Genomic DNA, 14517 nt, shown 5'->3' on the forward strand with positions numbered 1-14517 from the left:
CTCACGTGAGCAAAATGCCCCAGCACGCGACGGCATTGCGGCCCCAAGGCCGCAGCCTTAGAGGAGCGTGCGGCCATGCCGCGATGATCTCGGCCAGCCATCCGTATCGGATGCATGACGATGGCGCCGAAATGCACGGCCTCCCCTGCCACGTCATCCCCCTTCACCCTTCCGGGCTCAGTTTGATCTCCTTCACATCCCCAAACGTCGCAAGGGCTTTTGGCAGCGCTGCCCCTGATCCGACAGCGACGATCTTCAAGCGATCCGGGTGCAAATGTTTCTTGGCAGCCGCTAAGACGTCTCCCTTGGTCAGCTTGACCACCTTGGCGCGCAGCTGCTGCAGAAAGTCCTTCGGTAATCCATCGTACTCTAACTCGACCAACCGGCTGACGATCGCCGAAGGGCTGGAAAAGGAAAACACGAACGAGTTGACGTACGCTTCTTTGGCTTCGGCAAGCTCCGCATCGGTCACCGACTCAGCGCGCATCCGTTCGATATTCGCCACAAACCGCTCGATCACTTCCTGGGTGGAAATCAACTTGGTTTCCGCCCGCATCAACCAGATACCTTGGTCGTGCATGCCGGTATTGAGGCGGCTGCCGACGGAATAGGCCAAGCCTCGTTTCGACCGCACATCGTTGAACAGACGGCTGCGGAATGAACTGCCACCCAAAATATCGTTGGCGATGGCCAATGCGACGTAGTCGGGATCATTCTCCTTGATCGAGAGATGTCCCACCCGGAGATGGGTCTGCGAGGTATCTTTCCCGACGAACCTGACAACAGGTCTGGCCAACTCCGCCTCCGGTACATCGGAAATTTTCAGCTCCGGCACCTTCCCCTTTTCCCAATCTCCGAACACCTTACGGAGAGAGGCGATCATCTCGTCTCTCTTGAAGTCACCCGTGACACCGAGGATCATACCGTTCGGGTGAATCGTGTTGCGATGGAATGCGACGAGATCGTCCCTCGTGATGCGTTTGATCGAATCCACCGAGCTTTCTCGCGCGCTCGGATGATCAGGGCCATAGAGCATCTTGGCAAATTCCCGGCTGACGACGGAGCCGGGATTATCCTGACGTCGGCGGATCCCCTCGATGGCCTGCAACCTGGCCAGCTCGACACGAGCGGGCTCGAACGCCGGCGCTCGCAGGAGACCAGCAAAGATCTCCAGTCCCCGATTCACATCCTTACTCAGCACATCCAGGGATGCCGAGCCGGACTGTCTTCCGATTCCGATACCCACATCTCCTGCAAATTGCTCCAACTCCGCATCAACCTGCTCCGCCGAAAGACCGCCGCCACCACCGGTCCGCATCACCGCACCGGTCATGCCCGCCAGTCCGATCTTGTCGGTCGGATCGAGCCAGCTGCCTGTTCGCATGGTCGCCGTGATCGTCACCAGTGGTAATTCATGGTCTTCCAGCAGATAGAGGACCATGCCGTTGTCCAGAACGACCCGCTCTGGTTCGGGCGGCGAGAATTCCACCGGCTTGAACGTCATGGTTCTGGGATCGCTGACGGTCGGATCGGCTGAATAAGCAACCCCAACTGACGTCAACAGTATCGCCAGTATGCCGAGCACCGTCCCCACCTGGCGAAAGCTCCTCCGACTCAACCTCTGCCTCCTCGCCTGCCTCATGGCCTCACCTCGCCGACCGTCATGGCCGCAACGGTGTGATCGGTACCTTTCTTCACCAAGACCGCGACGGTACGATTCGACTTGGTAAAGTACTGTGTCGTCACTCGCTGGATATCTTCGGCCCTGACCGCTGCAACCTTGTCGCGCGCTTTCAAGATATAGCGCCAATCACCGGCCACCGCTTGATACAATGATAGTTGAGAAGCCAGACCGCTGTTCGATCGCAGACCCCGCACCAAATCGGCATCCAAATTGTTCAGCACCTTCTCCAGCTCCTTGGAAGAAACCGGTTCACGCTTCAGCCGCTCGATCTCCTCATAGATGGCGACTTCTACTTCCGCTGTCGTATGAGGGGCCAACGGCGTAGCTGTAAAAATAAATAGGTTCGGCGCACGCACGCCAGGATGATTCGCATCCGACCCGGCTGAGGCAGCCAGACGTTTCTCCCGCACCAACGTCTGATGCAAGCGAGACGTGAGTCCATCGCTCAGCACCGCATCGATCACGTCGAATACATCGTCATCCGGATGCCCCAAGGCCGGTTTGTGGTACCCAATGACGATTGCCGGTTCCGCATCAAATTCCACCTCGACTCGTCGCTCACCCCGTTGTTCCGGTTCGACCGTCACCAGGGATGGCGGTGGTGGTGCGGCAGGAATCTTTCCAAACGTCTGTTCGATCAAGGCAATCGTTTCTTTCGGGTTGATATCACCGACCAGAGCAATCGTGGCTTGATCCGGACCGTAGTGGGCTTTAAAGAAGGCCTCCGTAGCAGCAGGTGTCAGTGACAGAATATCGGACCCCCATCCGATGGTCGGGACACCATAACTATGAGCCCGGAATGCCGCTGACGTGAAGGTTTCGAACAACAGACCGTTCGGGCTGTCGTCGTTCCGCAGACGCCGTTCTTCCATCACGACACCGCGCTCTTTATAGAATTCGCGCAACACAGGGTTGGCCATTCGATCCGACTCGATCGCCGCCCACAAAGGCAACCGATTGGACGGCAAACTGATCATGTACCGCGTCACGTCTTTGCCCGTCGATGCATTGAGTCCCACCCCGCCATGTCGCTGGTACAACAGGGCCATTTCATTCCCGACCACGTACTGAGCGGCCTGATTCTGTAGCTCTATGAGGCGCTTCTGAAGTGATTCGATCGTGGCTCGCTCTTCAGCCGTCGCGCCATCCCCTTTGGTGGCTGCGTCACGCTGACGTTGGTCAAGCTCGGTCCCGACCAGCGCGAGTTCATCCACAATCGGTTTTTCTTTCTCATAGTTCATCGTGCCGACCAACCTGGTACCTTTAAAAGCCATATGCTCATAGAGATGCGCGAGGCCGGTTTGGCCCACCTGCTCATTGATCCCTCCCACTGCGAATGTGATGTTGATGGAGACCACAGGCGTCTGATGTCGTTCGACCATGAGAACGGTCAGCCCATTGGCCAGCCGATGCTCGATCACACGTTCGGCAAGATTCGGCGACCCCGCAAGAAGTGGGGCAAGGTTGAGGGTAAGGCTCAGGATGACACCCAAACAAGAAATCAGAATTGTATCTCGCCTGCGGACAAGATCTTCACTCAACCCCAGTCTTAATCTGGATTTCATTCGAATATCTCCATCAGTTGTTCCGGTCTTTCGATGAACCAATCGGGTTGACAAGCTTCCATTTTCGTTCGATTTCCCATGCCATATCCGACGGCACAGACACGAATGTCCGCGTTATGTCCTCCGTTGATATCATTCGTGCTGTCCCCGACGAGGACCGTCCGCTCTTTCAGCGCACCTGCCTTTTCCATGATGTGCAATAACATTCCCGGTTCCGGTTTCAACCCAAACCCGTTGTCCCCACCGACCATGTACCGAAAATGTTGGGCGCCCAACCCGTTCAGGATTACGCGGGTGTATTCGATCGACTTGTTGGTCGCAATCGCCTTGTCTTTGTGTGCGAAATGTTGCAGCATCGGCTCGATGCCGGGATAGAAAGTCGTCCGGTCCAAGCAATGTTCGAGATAATAATTTCGAAATATTTTCAACGCTTCCTCGAACTTGGCCTGATTGCCCTCTCCTACTGCAAGGCGCAGCAACCGCTTGACACCGTCGCCGACAAAACCAAAAATCTCTTCAATGGGGCGTTCGGGTAACCCCAGCTGGGCAAGGGTGAAGTTGACGGATTGCGCGATGTCCCACTTCGATTCGATCAGCGTACCGTCGAGGTCAAAAATCAGCAGATCTACGGGAGTCTGGGCCATTAATTTGCCTTTCGCAAGGATTCAACGAGTGCCGCAAGGATTCTACGATGAGCCTCATCTTGTTCATTGGTTTCGGCTTCGCGCGCGAAGCTCATCATCCGCTTTAGTCCGACGTGTGGAGGAATGACCGGCGACATGATGCGCCAGAAGTTCTCCACGACCTTCACGTGAAAACGAACCTCTTCCGTCGTTTTCTCAGGCACGAAGGTGGCAGTTTCTAGGTAGACCGCCCCCCGCACGTGAAAGGTGACCGGGATGACCACTTCCAGATTGTTGAGGATCTCCCACTTTCGATAATCCTCCGGGACGGTTGTTTTCTCAACGACAACGATACGGCCCCACACAGGTTCTTCCCTCCAATCAATATAGGGGGTCAAGGTTTCGAATGACGGTGCGTCTAAGCGAGCGCCCTTCTTGTCCAAAAGAACATACCGCTTCACGACCTCTACTGGAGATCGTCTCATCGAGCCGCTCGGACTCACTTGTGCGCTCGACGGGACGGTCAAGGCGAGGACAGCGAGAGCGACAAGGCAATGGACGAGGTGTCTGGATAAAAGATTCACCCGTTCAACCGGATGGATCTCGCACGCAGTACATAGGTTTGCACGATACCTCATAGCAATACGCCACACATAAGTCCGACACCTGTCTCTTCAGATGTGCGCTTAAGCCGTCTCATTCTAGCAAACGGGACTGGAGACATCCAGGCAACGAGGTGATCGCTCCCGCGTCGTTTGACCTTTTTGAAAAGCGAATGCTACGGTCGCCCTTCAGGTCAACGTCTTGCCAAGGAACCAGAGCCTGTGTTCACGCTTCGATGGAGATGGATTCGGCCCATCGGTCTTCTTATCAGCCTGTTATGCACGTTCAGCCTGGCGTCCCCTGTCTCCATTGCCGCTGCCGATCTTGGTAACGGACCTCTGAATATCAACACTGTTGTCAGCCCGCCGAGTCAAATCGAGCCACAGTCCTCGCTCGCACCACCTCCTCAGAAAGCCTACAACCTGCTCAAACAGCTCGAAGAGCGAAGCGGGATACCGCTGCCGGGCTATGTTGGAGGGCGTGAATTCCAAAACCGGGAACGACGTCTTCCACGAGGCTACTATCGGGAGTATGATGTCAACCCCAAGAGACAAGGCCGTAGGCGCGACGCCGAACGACTCGTCATCGAGCAGCGGACCGGAAAAGCTTACTATACCGGAGACCACTACCGAACGTTTGCCCCTCTGAACTGACGAACGTCCGAACCGAGAACATCTCTATGGCGGGAAACCCTACCTTACAGATTCATCTTTGCAATGCCACACCCCCCTGGTCGGCTCTCCTTATCGTTCCTCGTGGGACCTCACCCTCGGGGTTGGTGAAAACGCCGCCGGGATATGCGATGCGTACCATCCAGGGGAAGAAATGCCGAACTCCATCGGGTCTCTTCGATGAGTTCGCACGGGCGCTCGACTTCCCGGATTACTTCGGACACAACTGGGATGCACTCGAAGAATGTCTGGCTGATTTGGAGTGGCTTCCGGCCAAAGGGTATATCTTACTCATTACCGACACACAAGCCGTGCTTCCAGAGGACGAAGAAGAGTACGATACATTGCTGGAAATCCTCGACGACGCCGGTGAAGCCTGGAGCAAGGGCCAAACGGCGGAGGGTCGGAGCGCCCCATTCCATGTAGTTTTTGTAATCGCCGAGGAAGACAAATCGAAGCGAAAGCACTGGGAGCTGGAAGAATTCTCCTCTATCGAATCGGAGACACCCAAGACGAAACCCAGTCCGAGACGTTCAGCCAAGCGGCCTCGAAAATAGAGCCTTCTATGACAAGCTGGAATTAGATCGCACTGTCAGGCCAAAACAACGACCAGGACGAAAACGAAAGAGAATTTCCAACTTCCAGTCGATGCATGAGCTCTGTCACCGTATCTGAATCGACAGAACTGTATCTGTTACGACATTTTTTGACCTCTCACGACACTCTCCAAACAGATCGCACAGCAATCACTTTCTTGACCGGCTCTCGCCCACGTGATAGGGTGCGCCCCCGTTATGAGAACGTCTCGCTCTGCCAAGCTCTTCACCGAGGCTCAGCAACTCATTCCCGGTGGCGTCAATAGCCCTGTTCGGGCCTTCCGCTCGGTCGGAGGACAACCGCGCTTTATCGCACGGGCGAAAGGATCCAGGCTCTATGATGTGGACCGCAACGTCTATATCGACTATGTGCTGTCGTGGGGGCCGATGATTTTAGGCCACGCCCCTTCCGCGGTGATCGCCGCGATCAAGAGCGCGGCCGGGCGAGGCACGAGTTACGGAGCGCCGACCGAGTCGGAAGTATCACTGGCAAGAGAGATCCGGAACGCCTTCCCTTCCATGGAAAAGATCCGGCTTGTCAGCTCCGGCACCGAAGCCGTCATGAGCGCGATCCGTGTGGCTCGTGGATTCACCAAGCGGACCGGCGTCATGAAATTCGAAGGCTGCTATCACGGCCACGGCGACTATCTATTGGCAAAAGCCGGGTCAGGTCTGGCGACATTGGGAATTCCGGATTCACCGGGCGTACCGGAAGACTTTGCCAAACATACCCTCACCGCTCCCTATAATGACATTCGTACGGTTCAGCAGCTGATCAAAGCCAACCGAGATCATCTTGCCTGCATCATCGTCGAGCCTATCGCAGGGAATATGGGAGTCGTCCCTCCTGCTCCAGACTTTCTGGCGTCACTGCGGCAGCTGACAAGCGATCACAACATCCTCTTGATTTTTGATGAAGTCATCTCGGGGTTCCGTGTCGGTTATGGGGGGGCGCAGGCATTCTATGGCATCACACCGGACCTCACGGTTCTCGGGAAGATCATCGGGGGTGGATTGCCGGTCGGTGCCTACGGCGGACGGAAAGAGATCATGGATCTCATCGCACCGGTTGGCCCGGTGTATCAGGCCGGTACTCTCTCCGGTAATCCGCTGGCAGTCTCAGCGGGATTGGCAACCCTCAGGCAGTTGCGGGTGAAGGGGGTTTACAAGAAACTCGAAGAGCGATCAGCAGCTCTAGGCAAGGGGATTGGCGAGGCGGCGAAGAAGGCCGGGATTCCCGTGACACAGACGCGAGTCGGGTCGATGTTAACGACCTTCTTTACCCCTGGTCCTGTTGTGGATTGGAATACGGCGAAACAGTCCGACACGAAGCGGTACGGCCAATTTTTTCACCACATGCTGGAGCAGGGCGTCTATCTCGCCCCTTCTCAATTCGAGGCTGCCTTCCTCTCGACTGCCCACAGTGCACAGGACATCGAGAAAACCATCCGCGCCGCGCACACCGCCTTCAAGAAACTCTAGCGTCGTGTCTCTAAGTTTCGATTATCACCCGTTCGCCCTGAGCTGGTCGAAGGGCGTGAGGTTTCTCTTGTTCCGTTCATGCGGTTCGACCGGACTCACCGCAGGGTTCGACAGGCTTGTCCTGAGCCAGTCGAAGGGCTCACCACGAACGGACTCCTGGGCCGCGATGCTAGCAGAGTCGCTCATAGCGCCTTCCATCAATGCAGTCGAGCCACATTGCCAGTATCTGAAACGATACAGATAGAATCTGTTTGGATACAGACCCCCTACCCTGAGATCCGTCTGTTTGACGATCGATTCCTGCTATTCGTCGTCCTCGTCTTCTGCCTCTAAGGCCTCCTGCCGCCTCTGTTCTTCCATCGCGTTGTGCAGCAGCATGCGGATAAACATGGAATAGAGCGAGCCTTTTTCCAGCGTTCCACCTGGCGGGATGGCGATTTTCCCTTCCTTAATCATACGATCCATCCAAGCTTTCTGATCAGGGGCAATCAACACAGGAATTTCGACCAGCCCCACCTTTCCCATCATATCCATGACATAACCCTCCGTGAATCAATTCAGGTCCTATGAGATGCTCCGTCGCATTGCAGCATGCCATTTTGATCGTTGTCAATCGATCGGAACCTGGCACGACACCTGCGTACACAGACAGGCCATGAAGCCGCACCCAATAACGATTTCAGCTTGGTTGCTCGCTGGGCTGGCATGGTTTGCCCCGTTATCTCCCGATGCCTCGGCAGAGCCTCTGCAGAAATCCGCCCTTGGCTCCACCCTCAACCAGCAATGTGATCTCTGCTGGTATCCATCGCCGGATGAAGAACGTTCGGATCGCCTCCCCACGTACAAGCAACGACGCCACCCACGTCCTCCGGACAGCCGGCCCCAGCGCTATCCCAAGGGACGATACAAACTCGCGCCCAGCCATAAACAGACCCGGCTTTCCTCTCTTCGAGCCAGGGCGAGACACGAGATGAGGGTACTGAGCACGTTACAAACGCGCGTGATCGATGGCGATACGATCCGTGTTGGAGGTGAGCGCATCAGACTCCGTGGGATCGACACGCCAGAAATGAGTGAATTCGACGGTCCGGCAGCCAAGCGACGGTTGGAAGAATTGCTGCGCGACGGCCAGATTCGCATCGTGCCGCATGGGCGAGATGTCTACAATCGTCTCCTGGCCGATGTATTCGTGAACGACCAGAACGTGGCGGACACGTTGATCTTGGAGGGATATGAAAAGCGTCGGTCATAGAGACTCTGATCCCACATTGTTGAAACACGAGTACGAGCGATCCGTTGTGAGCCCAAGATGGGCCACAAAGGTATCCGACCCCTTAGTTGCTCGCGCACCCTCGACGCAACGATCATTGAACTCTGTGCCACGGTGTTCGATTGGGCCAGATTCCAGCGGACGAAGGGGGCGATCAAGCTCCATCTGCAGCTGGATCACCAGGGGTGTTTGCCCTGCTGGGCCCTCGTGACCGACGGCGACACCAACGACGTGCGGATCGCCCAACAGCTCACCTTTGCGCCAGGCACCATCGTGGTGATCGATCGCGGGTATCTCGACTATGCCCGCTATCATCGTTGGACGGTCGACGAGGTGGGATTTGTCACCCGTCCACGCACCAACATGCTCTACGAAGTGCTGGAGCAACGCTCCGTGCCGACACGCGGACCGGTGCTGGTCGATGAGGTGATCCGTCTCACCAGTTCCCATGCGGCTGACCGGTGCTCGGTCCCCCTGCGACAGGTGACGATCTGGGATGAGAGACAGCAGCGGCCGCTACGGTTCCTGACCACTCTCATGCAGCTTGCGGCCAGCACGATTGCCGCCATCTATCGGGAGCGCTGGCAGATCGAACTCCTCTTCAAGGCCTTGAAACAGCATCTCCGGATCAAGACGTTTGTGGGCACGAGTGAGAACGCCGTACAGGTCCAAATCTGGATCGCCCTGCTCGCGATGCTGCTGTTGAAATTTCTGCAGCTGAAGTCCACGTGGCCCTGGAGTCTCTCGAATCTGGCCGCGTTGCTCCGCTTCAATCTGTTGACCTATCGGGATCTGTGGGACTGGCTCAATGCGCCCTTTGAACGGCCGCTGCTCATACCAGCGCCGCCCCAACAGAGGCTATTCGCTACCTGATCTTGGACAGCAGACCGGACAACCTGAACTGGATGGGTGACCAGAGACCGTCTCATATGCCGCATTCACGGGGGAAGAACTCGAAACAGCCGACTATTTTGGACAGCAGTGGGTCGGGAGTCTTTTTATATACATTTCCGTCTGAATTAAGGTCGCGTCTTGCAACCTAACCTTGCGTGAGCAAGGCGGAGCCAGCCTGGCGATTCGCCGTTCATCCCTCCGCGCTCGTCGTTCCCACGGTAGTTTCAGAAGCCATTCTGGTTTTCATACTCCACGATTCGAGTAAGAACCCCCCGCCCACTGCTTTACTTCTGCTCATGAGACAATCCAAAATGCGAATGGATTTGTATCCAGACCTGACAAGAATCGAGGTCACATCTTGTTCTGCGCATGCCAGTCTTTCCCCCGATTTCGGGGGTCGTGGGAAAGGAAAATGATCGAGGAGTCTTTTCTGAAGTTAACGCATCAGGCTTCGCGGGATCGACACACCCGAACTGAGTGAGCTTGAAGGTCCGGCGGCCAAGCAGCGGCTGGATCAGCTCCTGCGCAACGGCTCGATCCGCATCGTGCCGCATGGTCAAGATGTCTACGATCGCCTCGTGGCCGACGTGTTTGTGAATGAACAGAATGTCGCGGACACGTTGATCTTGGAGGGATATGAGAAGCCGAGGTCATAAAGGTTCTGCCCTATACGCTATATCGAGCCGCCCTTGATAGCATAACAACCAGACACTCCTCTCCTCGCTAATCTTCATTCCCTCAATGGCCAAAACGATGCACCCACGCTATCCTCTAACATCGTCGGTATCCAGTCCGATCCACCTGTAATCCATTCAATAGAGCTACACGTCGTCCAACTTCGAAACAGCTCGAAGGCCGAGGAATTTCTTGCCAAGTACGGAAAAAGAATTAGGATTGGGCGTAAAGATGAAACCGGTTGGCGCGGATAGGCTGACCAATCTACTCAATAGTTGGGGCAGCATAAAGGAGAGATATGTCGTCAACACTGATAACAGGCTCCGTCTGGGGGCGTATCAAAAAACTGTCCAAATCCATGTCGCCCGCTCTTGCTGCTGTTCCGTACTTCGGCGCTGGCGCATCCGATCTACTGAAACTTCGCGAAGGAAGCCTGCTGGTCGTCAAGTTTGACCGTGAGACGATTGGGTCTGGCCAAGTCGATCCGCGGGAGGTTGTAAAAGCAATAAAACGTGGTGTTGAGGTTCATTCCTGCTCCAACCTGCACGCCAAAGTTTACGTATTCGGAAATACCGCTGTTGTTGGCTCATCAAATGTTTCGAGGCACTCCGAAAACAATCTTCTTGAGGCCTGTGTCGAAACCACGGAAAGAGAGGTTATCTCGAATGCCAAGAAATTTGTTTGCAGCCTTCTCGGGGACAAAGTGGGGCTTGAGTATGCTGAGAAGATGATTCCCTTCTATCGCCCTCCTCTGCGATCAAGACAACAGGGCGCCCGTATCAAGGGGAAGAAGAAAACGCCATCTCACTCTGACCTTTGGTTAGTGTCTCTCGTACAGCGCGGCTGGCAGGACGTAGACTATGAACAGGAAGAAAAGGGTAGACCGACAGCTGAAAAAGCTATGATGAATCCTCGATCATCTGAGTTGGAAGACTTTCAATGGTCAGGAGGCAAGATTCTGGAGCGGTACAAGGTTGGACAGCGAGTAATCCAATGCACAAGAGCAGATGGCAACAAAGTGCTTGTCTCACCACCATCCCGTATAGTCAGTATTCGGCCATACACTGTCAAAGGAAAGAAACGGGCGATCGTCTATCTCGAAGTCCCCAAAAAGTACCGCCGGAAGCAGCTGGCCTCGTTTCTCCGTAGACTAGGTCCGATTGCAGAACAGCTAGGAAATCCACGTCGAACAAGACAGATTCGTGACCCTGATCTTATCTATACCCTCGGACGCCTATGGACATAATGCTGCCCAACAACCTCTTCCAGCCGACGTCGGCTGACGCGCCGCCGCGGCTGAGGCGGAGCGTTAGTGCAAAACAAGTGGAGTCACATCTTGTCCTGTGCATGCCAGTCTTTCACCTGATTTGGGGGGGTCGCGGGAACGGAAAATGATCGAGGAGGCTTTTCTGAAGTTAGCGCGTCAGACTCCGTGGGAGCGCCAATAAGGGGTCGGATACTTTAATGACCCGCGAAGGATTGATCCAGGCACAGGCAGCCAAACGCCTCGGTGTGGCTCAGCCGCGCATCTCCAAGATCGCGTGCAACAAAGTGGACAAGCGTTCCCTTGATTACCTGGTGGGCCTCTGCGCCAAAGCCGGTTTGACTGTGGCAGTCAAGTTGGCCGCATAGCGCCCGGAAGGCCACCAAACTGGAACGGCAAGATTATGAAGAAGCCCATACCTCATAAACGTCAACGCAGAACCACGGACGAGATGCAGGCCGAATACCGCTTCGACTATGCGAAGGCGAAACCGAACCGGTTTATGTCTCGCGTGAAGAAAGGTGCCATCGCGGTCATCCTCGATCCGGATGTCGCCTCGGTTTTTCGTTCTTCAGATGCCGTCAATACGTTCCTTCGCTCAGTCATCGCGACGTTACCTGAGCGGGAACATAAGCGAGCGAAAGCCGGCTGACAGCTGCCAGAAGCAGATCATGGTTCCGGGAACCATTGATTTGTCCTAATCCTCTAACATCCCCTGAATCCAATCCGATCCACCTGTTATCCATTCAGATACAACTGCGCGTTGTCCAACGTCGAAACAGCTCGCTCAAGTTGTTGGAATACTTGGCTTTCTGCTTGAAACACGTGTGGCGCAAGAAATGCTTTCGTGATCGATGTGTTGGTGAACGAACAGAATGTGGCGGAGGTGTTGATCTCGGAGGGATACAAAAAGCCGAGGTCATAGAGACTCTGATCCCACATCGTTGAAACACGGGTGCAAGCGCTCCGTCCTGAGTCCAAGATTGGCAATAAAGGTATCCGACCCCTTAATAGCGCTCCCCAGCGGCTGCACCGGACAGCCGCTACACAACTCCGGTTGCTCCGCGCCTGCCGGTGAGCCACGGGGCCGTTGGACGCTATCGCATACCGGATGCGGCGATAGATAACCTGGCTAATGGACGTGAATTTCATAACCTGCAGGTCGCGCTGGACGGTAAACCGGAAACGTGCCTGCCCACATAAGGGAGGAAACCATGGCAACAAGTGGAGGTCAGAAATTTGGAACCCTATCCCAGGTTGCTCCGGGCGAAACGCGGGGAAGCAAATGGAATAACGCCAACGCGGAGGTTTACAGCCTCCATGCGTGGCCGGTCGTCAGTGCAGGAGTTAATGCCTCCGTGGAGATAACGAAAACCAGCTTCATCGTCCACGGCAACCCGTCGGAGCGCGAGCTCCACTACTGGGTGAAGAACACGGGGACAACACAAGTCGACATTGACGTTTGGGCATTCTGGTGGAACGCGTGAGTCGTTCCGGAAGGCCGCTCGCGGATTCGAGCACGCCCGAGCCCTGCCGCCGGAGGATGGCACCGCCGCCCGAAGCGCGGGTGCTCAAGGAGATCGGAGGTAAAGGACATGGCACTTCAAGGTTTCAAAATTCTCACCTTTACGGATATTCAGCCGGGAGCGACGGCTCACGGCTGGTGGAACAACGCAAACAGCGAGGTCTATCGACTGAATGCCTGGCCGAAGGTAGCGCCGGGTGTCGCCGCGTCCGCTGAAATCACGAAGATCAGCAGTGTCGTGCACGGGAGCCCATCAGAGCGTGAGCTCCATTTTGACGTGAAGAACACCGGAGCGACGACGATCGATATCGATGTGTGGGGATTGGGGTGGGACTGGTCATTGCGGGACATGCTCGACGCGGTGCGCGCGGAGTTCGGCGTCCCCGCGGTGGGAGGCGCCACGGTCACCACGCAGGGGATCAAGGAACTGGGAGTGTCGGGGATTCGTAAGTATGGGAACAGCGTCGCGGTCGAGGCCAGCGATCGCTGGCACCTCGGATCGGACACAAAAGCGATGACGGCGACGCTGCTCGCCGTCCTGGCGCAGAAAAGCATCGTTGGCTGGGACGTGACGGTGGCCCAGGCATTTCCCGAATGGGCTCAAACGATGAACGCCATCTTCAAGAACGCAACGTTCGAACGACTGATGGCGCACAGATCGGGGATTCTCAACGTGACCTCGGACGAGTCCACGGCACTCGCTGACACAAGCAAGACCGTCCCGCAGCGCCGCCGCGAATTCGCCCGTTTGATCACCCATCGGCAACACGGCGACCCCAACGTTCTCTTTGATGCTCCGGGGGTCATCTTCAGCTACCAGAATGCGAACTTCATCCTGGCGGGCGCGATGCTGGAGCGCTGCACCGGCAAGTCATGGGAAGATCTAATGACGACGGAGCTGTTCCAGCCGCTTGGGATGACGACGGCGGGGTTCGGTGCGCCCGGCAGCGCAACCGATGTAAACGAACCCTGGGGGCACAGCGATGCGTCCGGACAGCGTCTCGCATCGAAGGGCGACAACACGCCGGGGCTCGGACCCGCAGGCACTGTCCATGCGTCGCTCCAGGACTGGGCCAAGTTCATTCGCCTTCACCTGGATGGATCGGAGGGTTCCCTCATCCTGTCGCCCACGTCGCTGGCGCGGCTCCACACCCAGTATCCGCCGAACCCCATGTACCCGAATCGTTACGGGTGGGGGTGGATCATGTTCGACGATTTCGGCGCGCTTGCGCTCGGCCATGACGGATCCAACAACCTCTGGTATTGCAGCTGCCAGGTTCTTCCGGGCAAAGGCATGGGATTCCTCGCCGTCACGAACATCGGCGCAGGCACGAACGGCAACGGTGGACTCGCCTGCGGGAAAATCATTCAGAAACTCAGGCAGCGCCAGTTCCAGATGTAGCCGGCGCGGCAGTGACCGAGGTGAGACGTATAGGGGACGTTGCAAGGTGATTTAGGTTATAAGTGCTAGGGACAGCGTTGGCTATGCAAAGCAGGTAGGGTCACATCTTGTTCTGTCCATGCCAGTCTTTCCCCTGATTTCGGGGGTCGGGGGGAAAGGAAAATGATCGAGGAGTCTTTTCTGAAGTTAACGCATCAGGCTTCGCGAGTATCGACCGGCCCAAATTCAGTGAATTCGTCAAGCCCGCAGCGAAGCGGCGGTTG

16 protein-coding genes are annotated in these 14517 nt (G+C 56.1%); 10 read left to right on the plus strand and 6 right to left on the minus strand.

Features of this window, described 5'->3' with window-relative positions:
• Window positions 1-163: 163 nt before the first annotated feature.
• Genes P0120_06665 through P0120_06680 form a run of 4 tightly spaced genes read right to left on the minus strand, consistent with a single transcriptional unit; the run spans window position 164 to window position 4357 of the window.
• Complete coding sequence (locus tag P0120_06665; protein MDF0674008.1) at window positions 164-1618, minus strand: pitrilysin family protein; 1455 nt, start codon at window positions 1616-1618, stop codon at window positions 164-166.
• 20 nt (window positions 1619-1638) lie between these two features.
• Window positions 1639-3249, minus strand: coding sequence for a pitrilysin family protein (locus P0120_06670; protein MDF0674009.1), 1611 nt, complete (start codon window positions 3247-3249; stop codon window positions 1639-1641).
• Window positions 3246-3893, minus strand: coding sequence for an HAD-IA family hydrolase (locus P0120_06675; GenBank protein MDF0674010.1), 648 nt, complete (start codon window positions 3891-3893; stop codon window positions 3246-3248). The genes P0120_06670 and P0120_06675 overlap by 4 nt, the downstream gene beginning before the upstream one ends.
• On the minus strand, window positions 3893-4357 hold the full coding sequence (locus P0120_06680) for a hypothetical protein (GenBank protein ID MDF0674011.1): 465 nt from the start codon (window positions 4355-4357) through the stop codon (window positions 3893-3895). The genes P0120_06675 and P0120_06680 overlap by 1 nt, the downstream gene beginning before the upstream one ends.
• Window positions 4358-4696: 339 nt before the next feature.
• Between P0120_06680 and P0120_06685 the strand changes: the two genes are divergently transcribed.
• The 3 genes from P0120_06685 to hemL all read left to right on the plus strand — a co-directional run bounded on the left by P0120_06685 (window position 4697) and on the right by hemL (window position 7224).
• Entirely contained in the window at window positions 4697-5128 is a 432-nt protein-coding gene (locus P0120_06685) for a ribonuclease domain-containing protein (protein MDF0674012.1), read from the plus strand.
• A 149-nt stretch (window positions 5129-5277) separates the two neighbouring features.
• The gene (locus P0120_06690) at window positions 5278-5703 is read left to right on the plus strand and encodes a barstar family protein (protein MDF0674013.1); all 426 of its coding nucleotides are present in this window, start codon (window positions 5278-5280) and stop codon (window positions 5701-5703) included.
• A 237-nt stretch (window positions 5704-5940) separates the two neighbouring features.
• On the plus strand, window positions 5941-7224 hold the full coding sequence (gene hemL, locus P0120_06695) for a glutamate-1-semialdehyde 2,1-aminomutase (GenBank protein MDF0674014.1): 1284 nt from the start codon (window positions 5941-5943) through the stop codon (window positions 7222-7224).
• A 24-nt stretch (window positions 7225-7248) separates the two neighbouring features.
• Here the strand turns inward: hemL and P0120_06700 are convergent, their stop codons facing one another.
• Together P0120_06700 and P0120_06705 are read right to left on the minus strand one after the other, a co-directional pair.
• Window positions 7249-7410 (minus strand): hypothetical protein, encoded by a 162-nt coding sequence (locus tag P0120_06700; protein ID MDF0674015.1) that lies wholly within the window; start codon window positions 7408-7410, stop codon window positions 7249-7251.
• Window positions 7411-7527: 117 nt separating this feature from the next.
• Entirely contained in the window at window positions 7528-7758 is a 231-nt protein-coding gene (locus P0120_06705) for a hypothetical protein (GenBank protein MDF0674016.1), read from the minus strand.
• A gap of 121 nt (window positions 7759-7879) precedes the next feature.
• Between P0120_06705 and P0120_06710 the strand changes: the two genes are divergently transcribed.
• The 7 genes from P0120_06710 to P0120_06740 all read left to right on the plus strand — a co-directional run bounded on the left by P0120_06710 (window position 7880) and on the right by P0120_06740 (window position 14254).
• Window positions 7880-8476, plus strand: a complete 597-nt coding sequence (locus tag P0120_06710) for a thermonuclease family protein (protein ID MDF0674017.1) — start codon at window positions 7880-7882, stop codon at window positions 8474-8476.
• Between the two features lie 57 nt (window positions 8477-8533).
• Window positions 8534-9367 (plus strand): IS4 family transposase, encoded by an 834-nt coding sequence (locus P0120_06715; protein ID MDF0674018.1) that lies wholly within the window; start codon window positions 8534-8536, stop codon window positions 9365-9367.
• A gap of 994 nt (window positions 9368-10361) precedes the next feature.
• Entirely contained in the window at window positions 10362-11309 is a 948-nt protein-coding gene (locus P0120_06720) for a phospholipase D family protein (GenBank protein ID MDF0674019.1), read from the plus strand.
• A 218-nt stretch (window positions 11310-11527) separates the two neighbouring features.
• Window positions 11528-11695 (plus strand): XRE family transcriptional regulator, encoded by a 168-nt coding sequence (locus P0120_06725; GenBank protein MDF0674020.1) that lies wholly within the window; start codon window positions 11528-11530, stop codon window positions 11693-11695.
• 35 nt (window positions 11696-11730) lie between these two features.
• On the plus strand, window positions 11731-11979 hold the full coding sequence (locus P0120_06730) for a hypothetical protein (protein ID MDF0674021.1): 249 nt from the start codon (window positions 11731-11733) through the stop codon (window positions 11977-11979).
• 562 nt (window positions 11980-12541) lie between these two features.
• A complete protein-coding gene (locus P0120_06735) occupies window positions 12542-12814 on the plus strand; it encodes a hypothetical protein (protein ID MDF0674022.1) in 273 nt (90 codons plus the stop codon).
• 108 nt (window positions 12815-12922) lie between these two features.
• Window positions 12923-14254 carry a serine hydrolase gene (locus P0120_06740; GenBank protein MDF0674023.1) on the plus strand — a complete coding sequence of 444 codons (1332 nt, stop codon included), beginning with the start codon at window positions 12923-12925 and terminating at the stop codon, window positions 14252-14254.
• The last annotated feature ends 263 nt before the right edge of the window (window positions 14255-14517 follow it).

It is taken from the genome of Nitrospira sp. (genome assembly GCA_029194675.1).
Taxonomy (GTDB): Bacteria; Nitrospirota; Nitrospiria; order Nitrospirales; family Nitrospiraceae; genus Nitrospira_D.

Bases quoted from the DNA above. Each gene is read 5' to 3' on its own strand.
- P0120_06690 (MDF0674013.1), top strand. From the start codon at position 5,278: ATGCGTACCATCCAGGGGAAGAAATGCCGAACTCCATCGGGTCTCTTC.
- P0120_06715 (MDF0674018.1), top strand. From the start codon at position 8,534: ATGGGCCACAAAGGTATCCGACCCCTTAGTTGCTCGCGCACCCTCGAC.
- P0120_06700 (MDF0674015.1), bottom strand. From the start codon at position 7,410: ATGAGCGACTCTGCTAGCATCGCGGCCCAGGAGTCCGTTCGTGGTGAG.
- P0120_06710 (MDF0674017.1), top strand. From the start codon at position 7,880: ATGAAGCCGCACCCAATAACGATTTCAGCTTGGTTGCTCGCTGGGCTG.
- hemL (MDF0674014.1), top strand. From the start codon at position 5,941: ATGAGAACGTCTCGCTCTGCCAAGCTCTTCACCGAGGCTCAGCAACTC.
- P0120_06675 (MDF0674010.1), bottom strand. From the start codon at position 3,893: ATGGCCCAGACTCCCGTAGATCTGCTGATTTTTGACCTCGACGGTACG.
- P0120_06735 (MDF0674022.1), top strand. From the start codon at position 12,542: ATGGCAACAAGTGGAGGTCAGAAATTTGGAACCCTATCCCAGGTTGCT.
- P0120_06680 (MDF0674011.1), bottom strand. From the start codon at position 4,357: ATGAGACGATCTCCAGTAGAGGTCGTGAAGCGGTATGTTCTTTTGGAC.
- P0120_06670 (MDF0674009.1), bottom strand. From the start codon at position 3,249: ATGAAATCCAGATTAAGACTGGGGTTGAGTGAAGATCTTGTCCGCAGG.
- P0120_06740 (MDF0674023.1), top strand. From the start codon at position 12,923: ATGGCACTTCAAGGTTTCAAAATTCTCACCTTTACGGATATTCAGCCG.
- P0120_06705 (MDF0674016.1), bottom strand. From the start codon at position 7,758: ATGGATATGATGGGAAAGGTGGGGCTGGTCGAAATTCCTGTGTTGATT.
- P0120_06720 (MDF0674019.1), top strand. From the start codon at position 10,362: ATGTCGTCAACACTGATAACAGGCTCCGTCTGGGGGCGTATCAAAAAA.
- P0120_06730 (MDF0674021.1), top strand. From the start codon at position 11,731: ATGAAGAAGCCCATACCTCATAAACGTCAACGCAGAACCACGGACGAG.
- P0120_06725 (MDF0674020.1), top strand. From the start codon at position 11,528: ATGACCCGCGAAGGATTGATCCAGGCACAGGCAGCCAAACGCCTCGGT.